Below are 22,843 nucleotides of genomic sequence, written 5' to 3'. Positions count from 1 at the left end.
TGAATGGCCAGGTGGTGAAATGCTTGATCGGCGGTGGGTCACCGTTAAGGTCTGCGCTGCCCGACCCCGGCCAAGCTGCTTGAGAGTTCCGACGATGACCCACCGCCGCCACCTCCTGTTCCTGGCCGCCGCCGCGCTTTGCCTCGCCGCGACCCCCGCGCTGGCTGACGACGCCGTCCTGATGACCGCCGTCAACTCGCCCCATCGCACCGCCGCCAACACCGCCCGCGACCAGGCGCGTCACCCCTACGAAAGCCTGCTGTTCTGGGGGCTGAAGCCCAGGCAGACGGTGATCGAGGTGTCGCCGGGCGGCGGCTACTGGACCGAGATCCTCGCCCCCTACGCCAAGGCCACCGGCGGGACCTATATCGCCGGCGTCGCCGACCTGGCCAATCCGAAGATCTCGGAAGGCGCGAAGAAGGGTCGGGCGGCGTTCGAGGCCCGCTTCGCCGATCCCGCCCTGTACGGCAAGGTCCGGTTCGTGAACTTCGGCCCGGTGGCGGGCCCCCTGGGGGCGGCGGGTTCGGCCGACCTGGTCCTGACCGCGCGCAACGTCCACAACTGGACCGGCCAGCCGGGCGTGGCCGACAAGATCTTCGCGGACTTCTTCGCGGTTCTGAAGCCCGGCGGGATCCTGGCGGTCGAGGACCATCGCGCCGATCCCAAGTCGGAAACCGACAAGGGGGCGGACGGCTATCTCGCCACGGCCACGGTGGTGGCGCTGGCGGAAAAGGCCGGCTTCAAGCTGGACGCGACGTCCGAGATCAACGCCAACCCCAGGGACACGAAGGACTACCCGTTCGGCGTCTGGACTCTGCCACCCACCCGGCAGAGCGCGCCCGACGGCCAGCCGGCCGATCCCGCGTTCGACCGCGCCAAATACGACGCCATCGGCGAAAGCGACCGCATGACGCTGCGCTTCCGCAAGCCGGGCTGAAAACTTGGCCGGCCTGGCGCCGTTTCGCCAAGGTCGAGTGCATGATCAGGTTTGCGCGTTGGTGGCGGGGGAAGGCATGGGTTCAGGACTTCGATGGTCGCGGCGGGGTTTGCTGGCGGGAGCGACTGCGCTGAGCTTGGCCGGCTGTGGCCGCAAGGACGCCAAGCCGGACGCCGACAAGCCGCCGGCCAAGACGGGGCCCATGACCCTGGCGACGGCGGCGAAGGGCGACTGGCGATCGCCCGCCGACAGGGCTCGCGACGTCTGGCGCCACCCCGTGGAAAGCCTGGAATTCTGGGGGCTCAAGCCCGGACAGACGGTGGTCGAGTTCTGGCCTGGGGCCGGCTGGTACACCGACATCCTGGCGCCCTACCTGGCGGCGACCGGCGGCAAGCTCTACGCCGCCTCGCTACAGACCAACCTGCCGGACGACCCCGCCGCCAAGGCCGCGGTCGAGGAATATCAACGCAAGCTGGCCGACAAGAAGAAGCTGTACGGCGACGTCGTCGTCACGGCCTTCGGGCCGACCAGCGGTCCGGTGGCGCCGGCGGGATCCGCCGATCTCGTGCTGTTCCTGCGCAACCTGCACAACTGGATGGCGGCAGGCTTGGCCGAGAAGGCCTTTCGCGAGGCGTTAATCGCGCTGAAGCCCGGCGGGGTTCTTGGAGTCGAGGAGCACCGCGGCGAGCCCGGGCGGGTGCAGGATCTCCTGGCCGCCGACGGCTATGTACAGCAGGCCTATGTGATCGAGATGGCCCGGGAGACTGGCTTCGTCCTGGCTGGCGAAAGTGAGATCAACGCCAATCCCAAGGACACCAAGGACCATCCGTTCGGCGTCTGGACCCTGCCGCCGACCCGCCTGTCGGCCCCCCGCGGCGAGCCCGCCGAACCCGGCTTCGATCACGCCAAGTACGACGCCATCGGCGAGAGCGACCGCATGACCCTGAAGTTCGTCAAACCCAGGTGAGGACTGGACCGAAGTGACCGTGCGGAAGGGGCGACGGCTTCCCTTGGGTGATCTTGAAGATACGAAGAAATAAGCCGCCGGCGCGTCTGAACAGTGTTTACTCGCGGCGATCCAGCGGCCAGTCTGCCGCCGCAGAATCCACGCGCCACAGAGGGAGACGCGCTTATGGCTACGTTGCAGGAAATCACCGATCGCATGAAGGCCGCCGTCGGCGAGGACAGCGGCCTGGGCAAGAGCCTGAAGTTCGACCTGAAGGACGCCGGCGTCATCCACATCGATGGCGGCTCGGTGACCAACGAAGACAAGCCGGCCGACCTGACCATGACCCTGTCGATGGACGACCTGCTGGCCATCGGCGCCGGTGCGCTGGACCCGACCATGGCGGTCATGACCGGCAAGCTGAAGCTGTCGGACATGGGCACGGCCATGGCCCTGCAGTCGAAGATGGCGGCCCTTTTCGCGAAGATGCGCTGATCCATGGGGCACGCGGCGCCGCTGGTCTCGATCGTCGAGGCGCCCGTTCCCGACCGTGGAAAGGCCGAGTGGTTCAACGGCGCGGACGGGGCGACCCTCCGCGCCGCCCTGTTTTCACCGGCAGGCCCATCCCGAGGTTCGGTCGTGGTCAGCCCCGGCCGCAGCGAGCCGATCGAGAAGTATTTCGAGGTCGTGCAGGACCTGCTGGACCGGGGCTTCGTGGTGCTGGTCCATGACTGGCGCGGGCAGGGGCTGTCCCACCGCGCCCTGCCGGACCGCCTGAAGGGCCACGCGGCCGGCTTCAAGGATTTCCTGGGCGACTACCAGGCGCTGCTGGCCGCGTTCGAGACGCGGTTGCCGAGGCCCTGGATCGCCCTGGGACACTCGATGGGCGGATGCCTGACGATGCTCGTCCTGGCCACGGGCGAGCGCCGCTTCGCCGCCGCGGTGCTCTCGGCGCCTATGCTGGGCCTCAACACCGGCGGCAAGCCCGCCGGCGGCGCTCGCGCCCTGGCCTGGCTGATGAGCCGTTCGCGCTACAAGGGCGACTACGTGCTGGGCGACGCCGGCGACCCGTTCGTCCAGAGCTTTCCCGACGACGCCCTGACCCACGACGCGGCCCGCTACGCTCGCCACCGAGCCCAGATCCACGCCAATCCCGACATCGCCCTGGGCGGCATCACCTGGGGCTGGACCGATTTCGCCTTCTCGGCCTGCGCGTTCCTGCGCCGGACCAAGGGGGTCGAGGCCGTGCCGATCCCGGTGACCATCGTCGCGGCGGGTCAGGACAGCCGCGTGCTGATCGCCGACGAGAGGTCGATCGCCGGCCGCATCCCGCAAGGCCGCTATGTCGAGATCCCCGACGCCTTCCACGAGATCCTGATCGAGACGGACGACCGCCGGGCGGTGTTCTGGAAGGCTTTCGACGAGACGGTGGAAGAGGTTCTCTGAACCGTTTGAGGAACGCTACTTCGCCGACCGTCGCAGCGCCACCAGGGCCTCGTCCAGGCAGCGGCGGTCGCCGGAGATCACCATCTGGCCGCCGTCCTGGCCGATCGGTTCGCCGCGCCAGTCGGTGACGCTGCCGCCTGCGCCCTCGATCAGCGGTATGGCCGCCTCGACGTCCCAGGCCTTCAGGCCGGCCTCGATGACCATGTCCATCTTGCCCAGGGCCACCATGGCGTAGGCATAGGCGTCGCAGCCCAGACGGGCCAGCTTGGCGGCGGCGCGCACCTGCAGCCAGGCGCCGCGCTCGGCCCCGTCGAAACAGGCGTCCGGGTCGGTGGTGGCGATGATCGCGTCGGTCAACCTGGGGCATTCGCGCACCCGGATCGCCTGTTCCGAGCCGCGCGACAGCAGGCGTGAGCCCGCGGCCGAGCCGATGAAGATCTCGCCCGTATAGGGCTGGCCGATCGAGCCCAGCACCGGCCGGCCCTGGTGGCGCAGGCCGATCAGGGTGGTCCACAGCGGCAGGCCGGAGATGAAGGCGCGGGTGCCGTCGATCGGGTCCAGCACCCAGACGAACTCGGCGTCGGGACGATCTTCGCCGTATTCCTCGCCGATCACCCCGTGCTCGGGATAGCGCTCGGCGATCAGCTTGCGGATCGCCGCCTCGGCGCCGCGGTCGGCCTCCGTCACGGGATCGAACGCCGCGTGGCTGTCGCGCGGCAGGTTCTTGCCCGCGCCCTTGTCTTCCAACCCGTGGTCGGCCCGGAACAGCGGCAGGATCGCCGCCGCCGAGGCGCGGTTGAGATCGATGACGAAGGCGTCGAGCTGGGCGAGAGGGGCGGCGGCGAGGGTCATGGACGAGGACTTAGCCCGCCCTTCGACTCGACGCCACCGTTCGCGGTCGCCAAACAGATAGCCTCAGGCTTCCAGCACCTCGCCGCCGTTCAGCGACTTGGCCAGGTCCAGCAGGCGACGACGCGGGCGCTCACCCAGCAGGTAATAGGCGCGCACCAGGTCGAGCGTCTCCTTGCGGGCGAACATCTCGCCGCCGCGCTCGGCCTCCAGGTTGGTTTCCTTCTCCATCCGGTCCGACAGGCCGTCGTAGAAGTAGCCGACCGGGACGTCGAGCGCTTCGGAAAGCTGCCACAGCCGCGCGGCCGAGATGCGGTTGGCGCCGCATTCGTATTTCTGGATCTGCTGGAAGCGCACCCCGACAGTGCCGGCCAGCTGTTGTTGGGTCAGGCCCAGCAGGCGGCGACGACGCCGCAACCGCTTGCCCAGATACACATCGATGTCGTTACTCATGATGACGCCCCGATTTCCTGCTTCCGTCCCGAAACGGAACGGCCTGGGTTGAGGTCCGCAAGTCGCGTGCCGAGCGAACGGCGCGACTGCACCTACGCCGCGAGTCCCCCTCATCCGCGAAGCAGGCTAGTAAGGGTTCATGTCGGATAAGCGTCGGCCTTGGGCCCAGGATCTGTTGTGGCGCGCGGAAGCGCTGGGTTTCGACCTGTTCATCGGCGTGGTGCGCCTGCTGGGCGTCGACGCCGCCTCGGCGTTCGGCGGCTGGCTGGGCCGCACGGTGGGTCCCTTGAGCGGCGCGCACAAGGTGGCCGTCCGCAATCTCAAACTGGCCTTCCCGGACAAGGATGAAGCCTGGCGGGCGGCCATGCTCAAGGCGCAGTGGGACGGCCTGGGCCGCACCTTCGCCGAGTTCCCGCTGATGGACAAAATCCTGCCCTCCACCGGCCGGGTCGAGGTGGTCAACCAGGAGCGCCTGTTCAAGATCGCCGCCGACAAGGTCCCGGTGGTCTTCGTTTCGGGACACCTGTCGAACTGGGAGGTGATGCCCGCGGCCATCGTCGATTCTGGCGTCGTCTGCGAGATGACCTACCGGGCGGCCAACAATCCGTATGTCGACGAGCGGATCAAGGCCAGCCGCTTCCGCTACGGCGTGCGGCTGTTCGCCCCCAAGGGCGGGGATGGCGCGCGGGAACTGCTGGAAGGCATGAAACAGGGCAAGTCGGTGGCGCTGATGAACGACCAGAAGTTCAACACCGGCGTCGAGGGCCCGTTCTTCGGCCATCCCGTGCGCACCGCCCCGGGGCCCTCGCGCCTGGCGCTCCGCTTCGGGACGGTGCTGCAGCCGATGTCGGTGCAACGGATCAAGGGCGCGCGCTTCCGGGCGGTGGTCCACGACCCGATCCACCTGCCCAACACCGGCGACCGCACCGCCGACATCGAAGCCGGGGTGAGGCTGGTCAACGCCTTCATGGAAGAGCGCATCCGCGAGCGGCCCGAGGAGTGGTTCTGGGTCCATCGCCGCTGGCCCAACGAGGTCTACGCCGCCCTGGCGGCGCGGGACGAGTGAGCTAGAGCTCCAGCGCCCGCTCATGGCTCCGGCGCCGAGGGCCGTCATAGGCCGGGTCGTCCCGGCGGCGGCGGCAGGGGCCGAAATAGTCCTCGACGCGGATGAACGGCCTGGGCTTGAAGATCACCGTGTTGATCCGGTCCAGCAGCGAGCGGGCGGTGACCGGCTTGACGACGATCTCGGTGACCCCGGCGTCCCGGGCCTCGAACACCCGGTGGCGCTCGGCGAAGCCCGTCAGCATGATGATCGGCAGGAACGGGTCGGGGCTGTCGGGCGACTGGCGCACCAGCTGGGTGAACTGCACCCCGTCCAGGGGCGACATCTTGAAGTCGACGATGGCGATGTCGATCTGACGGTCGCGCACCACCTGCAGGGCCTCGGCCCCATCCATGGCCTCCAGCACGTGCCGCACGCCCACGCTTTTCAGGATCGTCGAGACGATCGCCCGCATGTGGTGGTTGTCGTCCACCAGCAAGAACCGCAGCTGCTCGAGCGTCGCGGACATGCGGGCGGACCTCCATCGCGAAAGGGGATGGCGGGGGATACTGTACGGCTAACGGCCTGTCGATCCCTTGGCGGGCGAATTCGTCGCGAGGCGCTCGCGCTAGGCGTGTGTCGCCCGGCCGCCTCAGCCCCGGCTTTCGCGCCAGCGCTTGAGCGCTTCGGCGGGACCGGCATAGGGCTCCTGCAGCTCGGGGCTCCAGTAGCGCAGGTTCTCCAGCGCGACCTTGGCGCCGGTGACGGCGCACAGCACGTATTGGCCCGGGCTCATGACGGCGAACTCGCCGTCGCCATAGTGCAGGGTGGCCGGGCCGCCGGACTTGCCGAGATTGGGATCGAACGCGTTCATGGGAGTCTTTTACGCCAGTTGGCGGTTGGGGAACAGGCGCCGAGATCATCGACCGCCCATTCCGGCGTTGGCCGGCGATGGGCGGGGGCGAGATCAGAACAGGCTTCCCTGATCCGAGGAAGACGGCGTCTTGGGCTTTGGCGCCGGGCGGGGCGGGGCGGGAGGCGCGGGCCGAGCCGGAGCCCCGGCTTCGCCGTCGATCACCGCCTCGCGCTCGCCAAGCTTGAACTGCAGCCGAACGCGTTCGCCGCCTACGAGTTCGGACGCCGAGCGGGCGATGCCGCCGTCCGCCTTGTGCACCAGCGCGAAACCTAGCTCCAACGGCCTTGTCGGATTGAGCGACAGCCGCAGCTTGTCCAGGGCGACCAGACGGTCGGCCTCACGCTCCAGCCGCCGGGTGGCGCAGTTGTTCATGCGTTCCTGCAGGGCGGGCAGGCGGGCGTGCTGGGCGACGCGCTCGGGAACGCGGCGGGCCGCCAGGTCCAGCCGCCGCGAGAGGTCCCCGACGCGCCGGCCGCAGTCGGCGCGCTGGCGGTGCAGGGTGTCGGGCGACAGGCGGGCGGTGACCTTCAGCAGGTCGCGGGCGTGGATGTCGGTGTTGCGCTGCAGGGCCGCGTCAAGGCGGGCCGCGACCTCCCTGAACCGGCGCTCGGCCGGGGCGGTCAGGTCGTCCAGCCGCGGCAGGCCGCGTACCGCCAGGTCCAGCCGCTGCTGGGCCAGGGCCAGCAGGTCGGCGGGGCGGGGCAGGCCGCGGGCGGCGCTTGTCAGGCGGGTGCGCCGCTCCTCCACGGCCCGGCCGCCGCAGGTGTTCAGGCGGCGGTCGTAGTCGCTGACCAGCGCGCGCAGCTCGGCCAGCACCGGCGTGGCCATCTCGGCGGCGGCGGTGGGGGTCGGGGCGCGGCGGTCGGAGACGAAGTCGATCAGGGTGGTGTCGGTCTCGTGGCCGACGGCCGAGATCAGCGGGATCGCGCCCTCGGCCACCGTACGGGCCAGGCCCTCGTCGTTGAAGGCCCACAGGTCCTCGACCGAGCCGCCGCCCCGGGCGACGATCAGGATGTCGGGGCGCGGCACGGCCCCTCCCGGCGCGATGGCGTTGAAGCCGCGGATCGCCGCGCTGACCTGGCCCGCGGCGGCGTCGCCCTGGACCACGCAGGGCCAGACCAGCACCCGGCAGGGCCAGCGGTCGCGGATGCGGTGCAGGATGTCGCGGATCACCGCCCCGGTCGGGCTGGTGATCACCCCGATCACGGCCGGCATCGCGGGCAGGGGGCGCTTGCGGTCCGGCGCGAACAGGCCCTCGGCCTGGAGCTTGCCTTTCAGGCGCTCAAGCTGGGCCAGCAGCGCGCCGACGCCGGCGGCTTCCATGGTCTCGATGACGATCTGGTAGCGCGAGCCGGCCGGATAGGTGGTGATCTTGCCGGTGACGATCACTTCCAGCCCGTGCTCGGGCCGGATCTGTAGCTGGCGGACATTGCCCTTCCAGACCACGCCGTCGATGGCGGCCTTGTCGTCCTTGATCGTCAGGTAGACGTGGCCGTTGGAATGGTGGGTGACCTTGGACAGTTCGCCGCGCAGCCGCACGAAGCTGTACCGGTCTTCCAGCGTGCGCTTCAGGGCGAAGGCCAGTTCCGAGACCGAATAGGCCTGGGCGTTGGAATCAGGGGCGACGGTGTCGGTCATGGGCCTCTAGATAGGACGGATCGGGGCGAGGTGTGAAATGGCGTGAGCCGTCGTGCGGCGACCCCTTGCCCCCTACGGACCGCTTCGCGGTCGTCTTCCCCCAGAGGGGGAAGAGCCCTGAGGTCAACGCCGTGTGGCTCCGCCCCCTCTGGGGGCGGACAGACCGCGAAGCGGTTAGGTGGGGGCAAGTATTAGCGGACACGGTCTCTCGTCCTCACGCGGATCACCGCTGAGCTGATGGAAAGGGACGCGGAGCGCCGGACATCGTCCGGAGGTCTTTGATAAATACCGTTTCGACGAAGCCACCGCTCCGCGCGATGCGTTTTCCGCCAGCGTCCGGTGGGCAGCCCTGTTGAGGCTTAGCCGGACCCGGTCTCGATCCCTTTCGGGAGAAACCGGACGCCGGGGGCGCGGGCCTATGGGCATACTCGCGCTTTATCCCCGTTCGACGCCGACGACGGGCGGGCTTCCCAACGATGGAAGGCCCCGGACACGCTGGAGTAACCCCCTCCAGCCCAGTCCCGCTCGATCGCCCCCCGCCGCCGCATCGGTCGCTGGCCATGCGCCCTTTCCATGCAACGAGGTGAGATCAGGATACGGGCGGTCTGGAGGGGTGGGGACCAAAACGGGTCGAGAAAGTTCAGGGCGTTGGAATCACAAAGCTTTGTTCGCTATCCGCCGAGGACAAACCACCCAAACCCCCGCTCATTCCGGCCAATGCCGGGACCCAGATCCCAAAACTGAGAGGCTGACGGGAAGAACTCAGCGGTTCTGGCGTCAGCCACACCGCCATTCCATCTGGGTCCCGGCGTTTGCCGGGATGAGCGGATCGAGAGGAGGCGGCCGCTCCAGGAACGTACGCCTGAACCGCAAAACCCCGGACCGCCGCCCTGGAAGGCTCGCGGCGGTCCGGGGCTCCCCCGTGGCCGAAAGGGACATCGCCGACCGAACCGCGGCCGGCGGACGCGTTCCTAGCCTTCGGCCGCGTTGAAGCGGATCGGGATGCGGACGCTGGCGCCGTCGACGGCCTGGCCGTTCTCCATCTGCGGGCTCATCCGGAAGAACTTCGACAGCTTGACGGCGGCCTTGCCGAAGCCCTCCTCGGACGGGGTTTCGTCCAGCACGCTGCAGGCCTGGATCGAACCGTTGGCCGCCACCGTGCAGTTCAGGGTGGCCGTGCCGCCCACGCCCCGGCGCATGGCGCTTTCCGGATAGAACCGGCTGAACTCCGAAGCCCCCGGCTTCTTCAGCCAGTTGGGCCGGGTGACGACTTTGGGCTGGGGTTGCGCAGGTGGATCGCCGGCCGAGGTATTTTCCGCAAAGACCAACGGTCCTGAGCCCTTGACCTCGGTCGGCTCGACCTTGGGCACGACCAGGGGCGTGACCTCGGTCTGGGTCGTCGGCACGGGTTCACGCGGGACGACGGGGTTGGACTGCACAGGTTTGGGCTTGTCCAGGTTCGGCTTGGGCGGGGGAGGCGGTTGGGGCTTCCATTGCTCGAGCGTCGTCGTCGGCGGAGCGGGGTATTCCGTCGTGATCGGCGTCACGTACTTCTGATAGGCCAGGTACGCGAACAGCCCGGCATGGGCGGCCGAGACCACGACCAGAGCCGCGACCAGCGCCTTGGACGGCTTGCCGGGCTTGGTGTCCAGGCCGGGAATGTAGGAACCGACCGCGCCTTCGTACGCAACCATGAGAGCCTCCTTCTGCATCGACCGCCTGAAGAAGCCGGGGTCGATGAAGCAAGCCTCTCACGGAGAATTACGTTTGTAAATATTACGAACGTAGAATTTTTATATCTGTAGCTGCGGCGACCCGCCACAGGCAATTTCTGCCGGGTCGCCGGGCAAGGTTAAGGCGCGATTAACCATGCGGGTTCACATCTTCGGGCATGGCGAATGTCACCTCCATCCGCAGCGTCGTCGAGTCGGCGATCCAGCGCGCGTCCAGCGCGACGGGCGTGGACTTCACGTTCCTGATGGGCACGGCCAAGCGCGAGAGCGGCTACAACCCCGCCGCCAAGGCGCGCACCTCGTCCGCCTCCGGCCTGTTCCAGTTCGTCGACCAGACCTGGCTGTCGACCTTGAAGAAGCACGGCGCCAAGTATGGCTACGCCCGCTACGCCGACCTGATCCAGCAGGGTTCGGACGGCAGGTACCGCGTCGCGGGCGACGAGGCGCGCAAGACGGTGCTGGGCCTGAAGCTGGACCCGCACGCCGCCTCCCTGATGGCCGGCGAGCTGGCCAGCGACCACGCCTCCTATCTGCGCGGCCGGGTGGGGCGCTCGCCCACGGCCGGCGAACTCTACGCCGCCCACTTCCTGGGGCCGCAGGGCTCGGCCCGGCTGATCGAGGCCGTGGGCAATTCGCCCGGGGCCAGCGCCGCGGCCCTGTTCCCCGACGCCGCCGCCGCCAACCGCTCGATCTTCTATCGCGAGGGGCGGCCGGCCACCGTCAGCGAGGTCTACGCCAACCTGACCCGGACCGCGGGCGGCGGAGCGGTTTCCGACCCCGCGCCAGCGTCCCGACCCGACACGCCTGACACCGACCAGGGCTTCGTCCAGTACGCCACCGGTCGCCGGCTGGAGCGCATCCAGCAGCAGCAGGAACTGGTCAGCCTGATCCTGCGCGGCCCGCAGGACGCCGACAGCGGCTTCAGCTTCGCCTCGGGCGGCGGCTCGTCGGCCCAGCGCATGACCAGTTCGATGTTCTCGTCGGAAATGCTGCGGGTGCTGTCGGACGCCAGCGACGGTTCGAGGAGCAAGCGGTAAGGGCTGCGGCCTTTCCTTAATCCGCTCATCCCGGCGAATGCCGGGACCCAGATCCCTTGGCGACGTGATGGGCTGGAGAATCTCTGAGCCGTTGGCGTCAGCCTCAAAGCTATTCCATCTGGGTCCCGGCGTTCGCCGGGATGAGCGGAAGGTTTGGGACTAACTGGCCGAAGAGACGTCCGCGATCTGATCCTCCGACCACCCGATCTCTGCCAGCACCGACGCCGTGTGCTCGCCCAGGCCCGGCGCCGGGCCGCGCGGTCCATCCTCCGCCCCCGGGAACCGGGCCGGGCCGGCCGGAGCGGGGAAGGTTCCGCCAAGACCATCGGGCGTCTCCACGAAGCAGCCGGCCGCCGCCGCCTGCGGATCGCCCACCAGGTCGCGCGGCGTCTGCCAGGGCGCCCAGGTGAGGTCGCCGGCGTCGAGGGCCGCGGCGGCCTGGGCGTAGTCCATGGCCCCGAACGCCTCGTCCAGGATGTCGACCAGGGTCCCGCCGTGCTCGCGGCGCAGGCGGGCGCAGGCGAAGCGCGGGTCCTCGGTCAGGTCCGGACGGCCGACGGCGGCGGCGATCCGCGCCCAGTCGGTCGAGCCCTGGCGGACCAGCAGGCAGATCCAGCGGCCGTCCCGGGTCTGGAAGAAGTTGGCCAGGGGCTGCACCGCCTCGCGCCGCCCCCGCGTCGAGGCCAGTTTCCCGAACCGCAGCTGGATGGCCATGTCCGAGCCGATCGCATAGACGCCGGTGCGCAGCAGCGAGGTCTCGACCAGCCGGCCCACGCCGGTGCGCTGGCGTTCGTGGATCGCGGCGAGGATCGCCGCCACTGTCGCCAGGGACGTCACGTGGTCGCCCATGCCGGTGCGGATCGGAAAGGGCTCGGCGCCCTTGGGGGCGGTGATCGCGCCCACCCCGGCCCGCGACCAGAAGGCCGCCACGTCCATTCCCGGCCGGTCGGCGTCGGGGCCCTCCAGGCCGTAGCCGGTCAGGCTGCAATAGATCAGGCGCGGATTGACCGCCTTCAGGCTGTCGTAGTCCAGCCCGGCGCGCGCCAGACCGGCGGGGCGGACATTGGTCAGGAAGACGTCGGCGCTCCTGGCCAGGGCCTTGGCGGCGTCGCGGCCGGCGTCGGTGCGGATGTCCAGCACGACGGAGCGCTTGCCGCGGTTGTCGAGCTCGAAGACCGGGTTGGCGGCCTGGTCGGACCCGATGGTGTCGAAGAAGCCGCGCATCGGATCGCCGTCGGGCGACTCGATCTTGATCACGTCGGCGCCCCAGTCGGCCATGATCCCGGCTGCGCCCGGGGCGGCGATGTAGGTGGCCAATTCGATGACCCGCAGATCGCGCAGCATCCCGTCCTCCCGCTTTTGGTCGTTGCGGGGACTGTGGACGATCCAAACGGTTGTTGGGAAGGGCTTTAGGCGACGGCGCTCTGGCCGGCGCCGAGCGTCTTGCGGTCCAGGGCCGCCATGTCGGCCACGGCCCGGGCCACGGCCGCAACGCTGACCGGCTTGCGCAGCACGGTGTCGGCGCCGGCGTCCAGGCACTCGCGGGCCTCGTCGGCGTCGCCGCCGATCACCGCCACGATCGCCACGTCGTGGTTGCCGCCGTCCAGGGCGCGCAGGGCGGCGGCGGTCTGCGGGCCGTCCATGATCGGCATCCGGCCGTCCAGCATCACCAGGTCGAAGTCGCAGATCCGGGCCAGGTCCAGGGCGCGGCGGCCGTTCTGGGCATGGACCACCTGGTGGCCCAGCTGTTCGAGGATGGCGCGCAGCATGGCGGCGTTCAGGGCGTCGTCCTCGGCGACCAGGATCCGCAGGTTGCGCGGCGGGGCGCCCGCGGCCTCGACCGGCTGGGGCGTCTCGCCGTCGGCGGGCTCGACGGCGCACGGGGCGTTCTCGTCGAACGGCAGGAGCAGGGTGAAGCAGCTGCCGACCCCGACGGCGCTGGTCGCCTCCAGGGCCCCGCCCATCAGCCGGGCCAGCTGGCGCGACAGCGACAGGCCCAGGCCCGCGCCGTTGACGCCCGCGCCGGTGCGCTCGACGCGCTGGAACGCCTGGAAGGCCTGGTCCATCTCGCCGGGCGACAGGCCAGGGCCTGTGTCGGCCACCGCGATGGCGATCTGGTCGTCGCGCCGTTCGACCCGCACCTCGATCCGGCCGCGTACGGTGTACTTGACGGCGTTGCCGACGATGTTGGCGATGATCTGCCGCGTGCGCAGGGGATCGCCGATCGTCGCGCCCAGCTGGCGTTGCTCCAGGTCGGGCTCGACGTGCACGGCCAGCTCCAGCCCCTTGGCCAAGGCGTGCGGCCGGTCCAGCAGCACCAGGTCGCGGACCAGGCGGACGGGCTCGAAGGCCACGCTGTCGACCGCCAGGCGGCCCGACTCGGCGGTCTCGGAGTCCAGGGTGGCGTTCAGCACGGCGACCAGGTCCTGGGCCGCGTCGAGGGCGGCGTTCAGCTGTTCCCGGGACGGCGCCGCGCGTCCGCCCTTGCCGGCGGCCGCGGCCAGCACGTGGGTCACGCCGGTCAGGCCGTTGCGGATCTCGTGGCTGAGGGTGGCGACGATGTCGGACTTGGAGCGCGCCGCCCGCTCGGCGGCCTCCAGCACGGTCAGCCGTTCCTCCAGCAGGGCCTCGTGGGCCAGGGCCAGGGCGTGTTGGCGGCGCAGCATGCGGTTGAGCACCAGCGACAGGGCCATGGCCAGGGCGATCGCCCCGAAGGCCATGACGCCGGCCTGTTCGCTCTGCGGACGCGAGAACAGCAGGTACAGCGGCCCGGCCGCCGCCACCGGCGCCGTCAGCAGCAGGGCCAGCAGGCAGGGGGCGGCGAAGAAGATGCAGGTCACGGCCGCGCCGGCCGACAGCAGCAGCAGGGGCTCGCGCACCCCGCCCGCCCCGTCGGCGAAGGCGGCCATTTGACACACCGCCACGGCCCAGAGCAGGCCCGACGCCAGTTGCACCCGCATCCGGCGGTCAAGGTCCCGGGCCGCGTCGGTGCGCAGCCAGGCGACCACCCCGTAGAAGGCGCCCCAGTTGATCGCGAACACCGCGAAGCTGATCGCCATCCAGCCGGCGTTCTGGGCGAAAGAGCCGGCCCAGACATAGACCGGCAGGCCGACGGCGAACACGGCCAGCGCATAGGGCAGCAGGGCGGTCTGGGCGTCGAGCGCCAGGCGGGCGTCGGCGCCGCCGTCCGCGGGGGTGTTTTGTCGGCGCTCGGCGAACAAGGACTGATTCCTCGACTGGTGAGGTCAGACCCTAGGCGGTCGCGGTTTGCGCCGCGTTACGGCTTATCGTTAACGACCACGGCTTTGAGGGCAAACAATCGTTAAGCATGACGGGCGATGATCCGACTCCCCGCCGATCCCTGAGGGGGAGACCCATGGCCACCACCCGCGCCGCCCTGACCGAACACGACATCCGCATGCTGGTGAAGGGCGCCACGCCCGACGAGCGCGCCCTGGCCGCCCACAAGCTGTGCCGGAGCATCGACCGAGCCGACCTGGACGACGAGCAGCGCGCCTTGGCCGCTGAAATCCTGCGCGTGATGGCCGCCGACGCCGCCGAGCTGGTCCGTCGCGCCTTGGCCGTGACCCTGCGCAATTCGCCGACTCTGCCGGCCGACGTCGCCAACCGCCTGGCCCGCGACGTCGAGAGCGTGTCGCTGCCCGTGATCAGCGCCTCGCCGGTGTTCAGCGACGCCGACCTGGCCGAGATCGTCCGCCTGGGCGGCCCGGTGCGCCAGCTGGCCGTGGCCAAGCGTCCTCGGCTGTCGGGCAAGGTCGCGGCCTTGCTGGTCGAACAGGGGGGCGAGGAGGTGGTCGCCGCCGTCTGCGCCAACGACAACGCCCGGCTGTCGGAAGCCGCCCTGCAGCGGGCCCTGGAACGGTTCGCCCGCTCCGAGACGGTGCTGTCCGCGGTCGCCTACCGTTCGGCCCTGCCGCTGTCGGTGACCGAGCGCCTGATCGACATGGTCGGCGAACAACTGCGCGACCATATCCTGGCGACCCACCCGCTGTCGGCCGAACGGACCTTGGAGCTGATCCTCGGCGCCACCGAGCGGGCGACGATCGACCTGGTCGACCAGGCCGGCCGCGCCGTCGACGCCAAGGCCTTCGCCGCCCACCTGGCCAGCGTCGGTCGGCTGACGCCGTCGCTGCTGCTGCGCGCCCTAGCCCATGGTCACATGACCTTCTTCGAGTGGGGCGTGGCCGAACTGGCCGGCGTGCCGCATCACCGCACCTGGCTGATGATCCATGACGCCGGGACCCTGGGCCTGAAGGCGATCTGCGAGCGGGCCGGGCTGCCGCCCCGCCTGTTCCCGGCCCTGCGCGCTGGGGTCGACGCCTTCCACGCCCTGGAATACGACGGCCGCCCCGGCGACCGCGAACGCTTCCAGGAGCACATGATCCAGCGCTTCCTGACCGCCTCGCCGGCGGTGTCGCGCGAGGACGCCGACTACCTGCTGGATCGGGCCGACCGGCTGCATGAACAGGCGAAGACGGCGGCCGCGGGGTAGGGGCGAACGCCCGTTCGAAAACCCTGGGCGCCGCGCGGCTTCTGCGCCAACCTCGTTCGATGACCGACCCCATCCGCCCCGCCGCCACCATCCTGCTGCTGCGCGACCAGCCCGGTTTCGAGGTGCTGATGGTCGAGCGCCATCACCAGATCGACTTCGCGGCCGGCGCCCTGGTCTTTCCCGGCGGCAAGACCCACGCCGGCGACCACGACCCGGCCTGGGCCGACCACGCCACCGGCTGGGACAGCGTCGGCGAGGACGGCGCGCCGCTGCGCATCGCCGCCATTCGCGAGGCCTATGAGGAGGCCGGCGTGCTGCTGGCCCGCGACGCGGCCGGCCGGATCTACGCCGGCGAGGCGGCGATCGACGTGCGGGCGGCGGTGGCCGACGACCGCCTGGCTTTTCTCGACGTGGTCCGCGACCTGGGCCTGAGGCTGGACCTGGCGGCCCTGACCATTTTCGCCCGCTGGATCACCCCGCCGCTGACGGCCAAGCGCTTCGACACCTGGTTCTACGTCGCCCACGCCCCCCTGGCCCAGCTGGCCGTCTGCGACGGTCGCGAGGCGGTGGACGCCGAATGGATCGCGCCGCGCGAGGCCCTGGACCTGGCCGCCTCGGGGCAGCGCAAGGTGATCTTCCCCACCCGCATGAACCTTCAGCTGTTGGCGGAAAGCGCCGACGCGGCGGCGGCCATCGAGACGGCGCGCGGGCGGCCCCTGGTCACGGTCGAGCCGTGGGTCGACGGCCCGTCGCTGCGGATCCAGCCTGACGCCGGCTATGGCGTCGTGGCCGAGCCGTTGTCGGCGCTGTAAGGCGGGGCGGACCGCTTCAAGGGGGCAGGGGATCAGACTTGGCGCAGGCGTCGAGGAGGCTCCCCGGCGGCTGATCCCGCCCTTCATCAGCTTCACGGGACGACCCAGCATCGCCGGCTTCAGCGCGGCGCGATCGGCGCCGTTGCGTGCGGGCCGGCGCAATAGACCACGAACAGCGTACCGGCCGACCAGCAGCCACTCACGACGGCAGGCGATCGCAGCCATTTTATGCCTCAAAAATGTCTGAGTAATCACCCGTGCACCTGATGGCGATTGGTGGGGAGAGGGCGGATAGCTGACCTATCAAAGGGGCAAGGCTCATTCGAGGTCCAGATACGCCGCCACTTCACCCAGCAATCAGAGCGCCGGTCATGGTGTAAATTGTCTGACAAAAATGAGCGCGCGTCTTGTCGAGGTCGCCTTGGTTGCGGTACCAAGGCGTAAACGGGGAAGCGTCATGCGGCATGAATCGAAATCGCGCGGAATTGTCATTTCTACGCCTGCTCGGCTCCTGAGCTGGCTTGCCCGCAGCGTCCTGCTGCCGTGCATCGCCCTGCCTGGCGGCTTGCTGGCCGCCGAACCCGCGCCGGGCAGCAACCCGCTGCTGCGCGACGTCTTCACCGCCGACCCCGCGCCGCTGGTGGTGGGCGACACCGCCTATCTCTACGTCGGTCATGACGAGGCGAAGGGCGACGAATTCTTCCGCATGAACGATTGGCGCGTCTATTCCTCGCGCGACCTCAAGCACTGGACGTCGCATGGCGCCATCATGAAGCCGACCGACTTCCGCTGGGCGGTGGGCGAGGCCTGGGCGGCGCAGACGGTGCAGCGCAACGGACGCTTCTACTTCTACGCCACCGTGACCCACGACAACAGCCACCCGGGCCGGGCCATCGGCGTGGCGGTGGCCGACAATCCGTTGGGCCCCTTCAAGGATGCGCGCGGCTCGGCGTTGATCACCGACGCCTCGACGCCCGGCCCCTACGGCTGGGACGACATCGATCCCACCGTCCTGGTCGACGACGACGGCACGGCCTGGCTAGCCTGGGGCAACCCGGTGCTCCACATGGCGCGGCTCAAGCCCAACATGACGGAGTTGGACGGGCCCATCGAGACGATCGCCCAGCCCAACTACACCGAGGGGCCGTGGCTGTCCAAGCGCAAGGGCCTTTACTACCTGACCTATGCGGCGATGGCCCACCAGGGCGAGTGGGAGCACCTGGCCTACGCCACGGCGCCCAACCCGCGCGGGCCATGGACCTATGGCGGCCTCATCACCGGCCCGGCCAAGAACAGCTTCACCATCCATCCCGGCCTGCTCGACTTCAAGGGCCGGTCCTATCTGATCTACCACAATGGCGCGCTGACCCTGGCCGACGGCCAGACCGGCGCCACCCAACGCCGCAGCGTCACCATCGAGTACCTGCATTACGGCGCCGACGGCCGCATCCTGCCGATCACACAGACCGGGGCCGGCATCAGCGTGCCGCCCCCGCCCGCCGCGCCCGCGCCGACCATCGATTACGGCCGCTCGGACCCCGCCGTGCGCGTGCGGCAGTTCGCCCAGGGCTATCCGACCGCCTGGCCCGGCGCGCCGGCGCTGGCGTCGGTGGCCGACCCCTTCAACCAGGCGCCGGAGCCCGTGGGCTTCAACCGCGACGGCGGTCTCAATCACATCGCCCAGACCTTCGTGCCGGCCGCCGACATCACCCTTGCGCGTATCAGCCTCTACGCGGGCGACGGCCTCGGCACCGGTGACGGGCGGTCGCTGCGGCTGTCGCTGCGAGACCTGGGCGATGTGGAGGGCGTCGACGGCGGAACTGAACTGCTCGGCGCCCCGGGCGGCCTGGCCGTCGCCTACCAGCCCCAGGGGGCGGGCCTGCTGAGCTTCGAGCTGGCCGCCGCCAAGCCGGTCCTGCTGAAGGCGGGGCGGCGCTATGTGCTGGAGCTGAGCGGCGAGCGCAAGGCGCTCACGATCTACCCGCGCGCCAGTCGCAGCGACGTCTATGCCGCCGGCGCCGCGTTCGGGGACGGCCAGCCGCTCAAGGACAAGTCCGGCGCGTCGATAGACTTCGCCTTCGCCCTCTACGGGCGCTGAGACGGCCACGCGCCGTCAGCGCTTGGCGGCCTCGCAAATTCACTTCGGAGGCAAAATATGGGCAAGCATCCTGGAAGCCTGAGTCGCCGGATTTTTTCCATGATGGCGGTCGTCCTGGCCTCGGTCGCGTCTCACGCCGTTGCGGCGGACCCATCGGCAAAGGCAGCTCCCGCCCACAATCCCCTTATCTGGGCCGATGTTCCGGACATCGCGATCATCCGGGTAGGAAAAACCTACTACATGAGCAGCACGACGATGCACATGAGCCCGGGCCTGCCGATCATGAAGTCGACGGACCTGGTCAACTGGCGGATGGCGTCCTACGCCTATGATACCCTGGCCGACAACGACGCCCTCAGCCTCAAGAACGGCAAGAACGCCTACGGTGAAGGCTCCTGGGCCAGCAGCCTGCGATACCACGACGGCCTGTTCCATGCCTCGACCTTCTCGGCCAATACGGGACGTACCCACATCTACACCACGCGTGATCCGGAGCGCGGTCCGTGGAAAGAGACGAGTTTCGAGCCCTCGCTGGGGGACCACAGCCTGTTCTTCGACGATGACGGCCGCGTCTACATGGTTTTCGGAGGCGGGCGCATCACGCTTGTCGAGCTGAAGCCCGATCTCTCCGGAATCAAGCCCGGCGGCGTGAACAAGGTCATCGTCGATAACGTGAACGCCGTCTTCGGCGCCGACCAGGGCGGGCTCAAGGGCGAGGGCTCGCAGCTTTTCAAAGCCAACGGCCGCTACTACCTCGTCAACATCGCCTCGCCGGGCAGCCGCTGGGCGCGCAGTGTCATCATCCACCGCGCCGACGCAATCGACGGTCCCTACGAGGGTCGCCTCGCGCTCGATGATCGCGGTATCGCCCAGGGCGGTCTCATCGATACCCCGGAAGGCAAGTGGTATGCCTATCTTTTCAAGGACAACGGCTCTGTCGGTCGCATCCCATACCTCGTGCCCGTGACTTGGAAGGACGGCTGGCCCGTGCTCGGCCAGGACGGCAAGGTTCCGATGACGCTCGACATCCCCGCCGGCGGACAGGGCGTCTCCGGCGCATCCGGCATCGTCGCCTCCGACGAATTCGACCGCCGGCCCGGCGCCCCCAAGCTGCCGCTCGCCTGGCAATGGAATCACAATCCCGAGCCTGACGACTGGTCGCTCACCAAGCGTCCCGGCTATCTGAGCTTCGTCACCAACCGGGTGGTTTCCACGCTGACCGAGGCTCCCAACACCCTCACGCAGCGCACCTTTGGACCTGGCAGTTCCGCCACCACCAGCATCGACGTGAGCGGCATGAAAGACGGCGACTGGGCCGGCCTGGCCGCTTTTCAGAAACGCTATGGTTTTGTTGGCGTCAAAATGAGCGAGGGCGCGAAATCTCTCGTCATGGTGAGCGCCGACTCCGACCATCCCGAGGAGATCGCCTCCATTCCCCTCTCTGGCAAAACCGTTTACCTGAAGGTCGAATGCGAATTCGAGCCCGCGCCTGAGGTCGCCCGCTTCTCCTACAGTCTCGACGGCAAATCCTGGACCCCCATTGGCCGTCCCTCGCGGCTGACCTACACCTTCCCGCACTTCATGGGTTATCGCTTCGCCCTCTTCTATTATTCAACCAAGACCGCCGGCGGTCGTGTTGACTTTGACTACTACCGGATCGAGGCAAGCGGCAGCCCCCGTTGACTTCGCCCGCCGACGAGAGGCGCCCCCTAGGCGCGTTTGTCGTCGGGATAGTGGCTTGGCTGGGTCTGCTGAGCTTCGAGCTGGCCACCGCCAGGCCGGTCCTGCTGAAGGCTGGCGGCGCCGCTATGTGCTGGAGCTGAGGGCGAGCGCCAGGCGCTCACGGTCTACCTGCGCGCCAGCCGAGGCGACGTTTATGCCGCCGGCGCCGCGCTCGGGGCCGGCCAGCCGCTCAAGGACAAGTCCGGCGCCGCCATTGACCTCGGCTTCGCCCTCTACGGCAGGCCCTGATTCAACACGGCCTTGAAAGCCGATCCGCCTTAAGACGCCGGCAGCTTCGCGCCCGTCTCGCCGACCCAGTCGACGATCTCCGATAGCGCCTGGCCGACGGCCTGGTCGTAGGCCGGGATGATGGCCGACAGGCGGTTGTCGGCGGCCTTGACCCGGGCGACGAACACCTTGTCGCCCAGCAGGGCGCGGTCGTTGCTGCGGGTGGTGACGGCGCGGATCTCGACCAGCACATCGGGCGCGGCCTTGGGGCCGTCCACATAGTCGGTCTCGAACGAGCGGACCTCCAGGCGCAAGGCCATGGACGCCTTCAGGGCCTCGCCCCGGGTGACCAGCCGCGCCGGGCTGGCGTCGGATTCGAAGGCCCGGGCCACCGCCTCGTCGAACAGCACGATGGCCGGCGACACCCAGCGGGCGTCGGCGATGTAGGCGGCCTCGCCGTTGGTCACCGACAGCAGGCGGTCGCTCATGGCGGCGCGGGTGAAGACGGTCGGCGTCTTGTAGACCCCGAAGCTCTTGTCGCTGGCCGGCCGCGAGCTTTCGGCCGCGGCGTGGCCGAAGCGGTAGAGGCCGGCGGGCTCGCTCTTCGGGAACAGGCTGATGCAGCCGGTCAGGGCCACGGCGGCGGCGGCCAACGCCAGCGACCGCAGGGGGATGCGCAGGGGGCTGATCACGGCTTGACCTCCAGTTCCTTGGCCGGCGCCTTGCCGACCAGGGCGCGCGGGTTCTGTTCGACTTCGCTGACCAGCCGGTCCAGGGACTCGGCGGCTGACTGCAGGGTGACGACGGCCGACGACAGCTGCGGCAGGCCTGTGGTGGCGAAGTCGCTGGTCGGGCCTTCCAGCTTGCCGACCATGCCGCGCACGTCCTTGGCGGTGGCCTTCAGCTCGTCGGCGGCGTCGCCCAGGTTCTTCAGGGTGCGCTTGGCGTCGCCGTTGGCCAGGCCGTTGACCGAGTCCGACAGCTGGCCGATCTTCGTCGACGTGGCCTCGATGCTCTGCAGGGCGTTCTGGGCGTCGGCGATGATCGCCTTGCGCTCGCGCAGCTCGGCGGTGACCGACCGGACGTCCTTGAGCGAGGCGCTGAAGGTCTTGACGTTGTCGTCCGACAGCACGCGGTTGACGCGGTCCAGGGCCTCGATGGTGCGGGTCAGCACCGTGCCGCCGCCTTCCAGCAGGTCGGACAGGGCGCTGCGCTGGCTGCGGATCACCGGCACCTCGCCGCTCCTGACCGTGCTCTTCAGCAGCGGCTTGGACGGCGCGCCGGCGGTGATCTGCACGTAGTTGACGCCGGTGATGCCCTGGGGCTCCAGGGTGGCGAAGCTGTCGGTCTTGATCGGCACGTCCGAGGTGACGCGCACGCGGGCGATGACGCGGTTGGGGTCGGACTTGTCCAGGGCGATCTTGGTGACCTCGCCGACCTTGATGCCGTTGAAGTGCACCTCGCCGCCGTCCGACAGGCCGCGCACGGGGCCGACGAACAGCACGTCGTACAGGTCGTATTCCTGGTTGAAGCTCAGCTTGGCCAGCCAGACGGCGAAGACCAGCAGACCCATGAACAGGATCAGCGTGGCCGCGCCGACCAGGGCGTAGTTGGCGTTTCTTTCCATCAGCTCGTCCTCGGTGCGGTCTGGGGAGTCGCCTGGCCGGCGGCCGCGCGGCCGCGCGGTCCCATGAAGTAGTCCTGGATCCACGGGTGGTCGTTCTTCTCCAGCTCCTGGACGGAGCCGGTGGCGACCACCTTCTTGTCGGCGATCACCGCGATGCGGTCGGTGATCTCGTAGAGGGTGTCCAGGTCGTGGGTGATCATGAACACCGTCAGGTCCAGGCTGTCGGACAGGTCCTTGATCAGGGTGTCGAAGGCCGCGGCGCTGATCGGGTCCAGGCCCGCGGTGGGCTCGTCCAGGAACAGCAGTTCGGGGTCCATGGCCAGGGCGCGGGCCAGGCCGGCGCGCTTGCGCATGCCGCCCGACAGCTCGGCGGGCTTGAGGTTGCCGGCCCGGGCGGGCAGGCCGACCAGGGCGATCTTCAGGTCGGCCAGGTGCTCGATCTCGCCCTTGGGCAGGCGGGTGTGCTCGTGCAGCGGCGCGGCGACGTTCTCGCGCACGGTCAGGTTCGAGAACAGCGCCCCCTGCTGGAACAGCACGCCCCAGCGGCGCTCGATGACGTTCCAGCGGCGGCGCGAGGCGTCGGCCATGTCCTGGCCGAACAGCTTGACCGAGCCGCCGTCGGGAATCTTCAGGCCGATGATGGTGTTGAGCAGCACCGACTTGCCGGCCCCCGAGCCGCCGACGACGCCCAGCACCTCGCCGCGCTCGGCCGTCAGGTCCAGGCCGTCGTGGATGACGTTGTCGCCGAACCGCGAGACCAGGCCCGTGACCCGGATCGGCGGGGCTTCGGCGGTCGAGGGGGCCTCGTCCCCGACCGGCCGCGGGGGGGCGGTCAGGTCCTTGGAC

21 protein-coding genes and 1 pseudogene are annotated in these 22,843 nt (G+C 69.5%); 10 read left to right on the top strand and 12 right to left on the bottom strand.

Translation table 11 applies throughout. The annotated features are described in order from the left end of the window. The first annotated feature begins 94 nt into the window (after positions 1–94). From G3M57_RS19190 to G3M57_RS19175, 4 genes are all read left to right on the top strand, one after another. Positions 95–937: a class I SAM-dependent methyltransferase gene (locus tag G3M57_RS19190; protein WP_163232378.1), complete on the top strand. Its 843-nt coding sequence runs from the start codon at positions 95–97 to the stop codon at positions 935–937. Between the two features lie 76 nt (positions 938–1,013). Further along, entirely contained in the window at positions 1,014–1,904 is an 891-nt protein-coding gene (locus G3M57_RS19185) for a class I SAM-dependent methyltransferase (RefSeq protein WP_163232376.1), read from the top strand. 165 nt (positions 1,905–2,069) lie between these two features. Further along, positions 2,070–2,378 carry an SCP2 sterol-binding domain-containing protein gene (locus tag G3M57_RS19180; RefSeq protein ID WP_035070458.1) on the top strand — a complete coding sequence of 103 codons (309 nt, stop codon included), beginning with the start codon at positions 2,070–2,072 and terminating at the stop codon, positions 2,376–2,378. A 3-nt stretch (positions 2,379–2,381) separates the two neighbouring features. Further along, on the top strand, positions 2,382–3,329 hold the full coding sequence (locus tag G3M57_RS19175; RefSeq protein WP_056752242.1) for an alpha/beta fold hydrolase: 948 nt from the start codon (positions 2,382–2,384) through the stop codon (positions 3,327–3,329). A 15-nt stretch (positions 3,330–3,344) separates the two neighbouring features. Here G3M57_RS19175 and hisN read toward each other — a convergent pair whose 3' ends face one another. Together hisN and G3M57_RS19165 are read right to left on the bottom strand one after the other, a co-directional pair. Then, positions 3,345–4,181, bottom strand: a complete 837-nt coding sequence (gene hisN / locus G3M57_RS19170; protein WP_163232374.1) for a histidinol-phosphatase — start codon at positions 4,179–4,181, stop codon at positions 3,345–3,347. Positions 4,182–4,244: 63 nt separating this feature from the next. Then, a complete protein-coding gene (locus G3M57_RS19165; protein ID WP_163232372.1) occupies positions 4,245–4,631 on the bottom strand; it encodes a helix-turn-helix domain-containing protein in 387 nt (128 codons plus the stop codon). Between the two features lie 139 nt (positions 4,632–4,770). On the opposite strand from G3M57_RS19165, the gene G3M57_RS19160 reads away from it, so the two are divergent. Then, positions 4,771–5,697 carry a lysophospholipid acyltransferase family protein gene (locus G3M57_RS19160; protein ID WP_056752234.1) on the top strand — a complete coding sequence of 309 codons (927 nt, stop codon included), beginning with the start codon at positions 4,771–4,773 and terminating at the stop codon, positions 5,695–5,697. 1 nt (position 5,698) lies between these two features. Here G3M57_RS19160 and G3M57_RS19155 read toward each other — a convergent pair whose 3' ends face one another. The 4 genes from G3M57_RS19155 to G3M57_RS19140 form a co-directional block, all read right to left on the bottom strand. Beyond that, positions 5,699–6,202, bottom strand: coding sequence for a response regulator (locus G3M57_RS19155; RefSeq protein ID WP_056752231.1), 504 nt, complete (start codon positions 6,200–6,202; stop codon positions 5,699–5,701). Positions 6,203–6,325: 123 nt separating this feature from the next. Further along, positions 6,326–6,547, bottom strand: a complete 222-nt coding sequence (locus G3M57_RS19150) for a DUF2093 domain-containing protein (protein ID WP_056752229.1) — start codon at positions 6,545–6,547, stop codon at positions 6,326–6,328. A gap of 93 nt (positions 6,548–6,640) precedes the next feature. Then, the gene (gene xseA, locus G3M57_RS19145) at positions 6,641–8,227 is read right to left on the bottom strand and encodes an exodeoxyribonuclease VII large subunit (protein ID WP_163232370.1); all 1,587 of its coding nucleotides are present in this window, start codon (positions 8,225–8,227) and stop codon (positions 6,641–6,643) included. Between the two features lie 971 nt (positions 8,228–9,198). After that, positions 9,199–9,921: an energy transducer TonB family protein gene (locus tag G3M57_RS19140; protein WP_163232368.1), complete on the bottom strand. Its 723-nt coding sequence runs from the start codon at positions 9,919–9,921 to the stop codon at positions 9,199–9,201. A gap of 197 nt (positions 9,922–10,118) precedes the next feature. Here G3M57_RS19140 and G3M57_RS19135 point away from each other — a divergent pair, with 197 nt between their 5' ends. Beyond that, complete coding sequence (locus tag G3M57_RS19135; protein WP_163232366.1) at positions 10,119–10,997, top strand: transglycosylase SLT domain-containing protein; 879 nt, start codon at positions 10,119–10,121, stop codon at positions 10,995–10,997. Positions 10,998–11,156: 159 nt separating this feature from the next. Here G3M57_RS19135 and G3M57_RS19130 read toward each other — a convergent pair whose 3' ends face one another. Together G3M57_RS19130 and G3M57_RS19125 are read right to left on the bottom strand one after the other, a co-directional pair. Next, positions 11,157–12,341, bottom strand: coding sequence for a CaiB/BaiF CoA transferase family protein (locus tag G3M57_RS19130; RefSeq protein WP_163232364.1), 1,185 nt, complete (start codon positions 12,339–12,341; stop codon positions 11,157–11,159). Positions 12,342–12,406: 65 nt separating this feature from the next. Beyond that, the gene (locus tag G3M57_RS19125) at positions 12,407–14,218 is read right to left on the bottom strand and encodes an ATP-binding protein (protein ID WP_163232362.1); all 1,812 of its coding nucleotides are present in this window, start codon (positions 14,216–14,218) and stop codon (positions 12,407–12,409) included. Between the two features lie 155 nt (positions 14,219–14,373). Here G3M57_RS19125 and spbR point away from each other — a divergent pair, with 155 nt between their 5' ends. Together spbR and G3M57_RS19115 are read left to right on the top strand one after the other, a co-directional pair. Continuing rightward, complete coding sequence (spbR, locus tag G3M57_RS19120) at positions 14,374–15,510, top strand: SpbR family protein (RefSeq protein WP_056757896.1); 1,137 nt, start codon at positions 14,374–14,376, stop codon at positions 15,508–15,510. Between the two features lie 59 nt (positions 15,511–15,569). Continuing rightward, a complete protein-coding gene (locus G3M57_RS19115) occupies positions 15,570–16,322 on the top strand; it encodes an NUDIX hydrolase (protein WP_163232360.1) in 753 nt (250 codons plus the stop codon). Between the two features lie 69 nt (positions 16,323–16,391). Here the strand turns inward: G3M57_RS19115 and G3M57_RS27180 are convergent. Next, a pseudogene (locus G3M57_RS27180) lies at positions 16,392–16,513 on the bottom strand (rhodanese-like domain-containing protein); the annotation flags it as partial. 266 nt (positions 16,514–16,779) lie between these two features. Between G3M57_RS27180 and G3M57_RS19110 the strand changes: the two are divergent. After that, the gene (locus G3M57_RS19110) at positions 16,780–18,420 is read left to right on the top strand and encodes a glycoside hydrolase family 43 protein (RefSeq protein ID WP_163232358.1); all 1,641 of its coding nucleotides are present in this window, start codon (positions 16,780–16,782) and stop codon (positions 18,418–18,420) included. A gap of 57 nt (positions 18,421–18,477) precedes the next feature. Then, entirely contained in the window at positions 18,478–20,103 is a 1,626-nt protein-coding gene (locus G3M57_RS19105) for a glycoside hydrolase family 43 protein (RefSeq protein ID WP_208789627.1), read from the top strand. Positions 20,104–20,420: 317 nt separating this feature from the next. On the opposite strand, the gene G3M57_RS19100 is transcribed toward G3M57_RS19105, so the two are convergent. Genes G3M57_RS19100 through G3M57_RS19090 form a run of 3 tightly spaced genes read right to left on the bottom strand, consistent with a single transcriptional unit; the run spans position 20,421 to position 22,833 of the window. Further along, complete coding sequence (locus tag G3M57_RS19100; protein WP_308424032.1) at positions 20,421–21,062, bottom strand: ABC-type transport auxiliary lipoprotein family protein; 642 nt, start codon at positions 21,060–21,062, stop codon at positions 20,421–20,423. Continuing rightward, positions 21,059–21,997 carry an MlaD family protein gene (locus tag G3M57_RS19095; protein WP_056757885.1) on the bottom strand — a complete coding sequence of 313 codons (939 nt, stop codon included), beginning with the start codon at positions 21,995–21,997 and terminating at the stop codon, positions 21,059–21,061. The genes G3M57_RS19100 and G3M57_RS19095 overlap by 4 nt, the downstream gene beginning before the upstream one ends. Continuing rightward, complete coding sequence (locus G3M57_RS19090) at positions 21,997–22,833, bottom strand: ABC transporter ATP-binding protein (protein ID WP_056757933.1); 837 nt, start codon at positions 22,831–22,833, stop codon at positions 21,997–21,999. Before G3M57_RS19090 ends, G3M57_RS19095 begins: the two co-directional genes overlap by 1 nt. Between the last annotated feature and the right edge of the window lie 10 nt (positions 22,834–22,843).

The organism is Caulobacter rhizosphaerae (genome assembly GCF_010977555.1).
Lineage (GTDB): Bacteria > Pseudomonadota > Alphaproteobacteria > Caulobacterales > Caulobacteraceae > Caulobacter > Caulobacter rhizosphaerae.
This window is presented reverse-complemented; position numbering and strand designations above follow the sequence as displayed.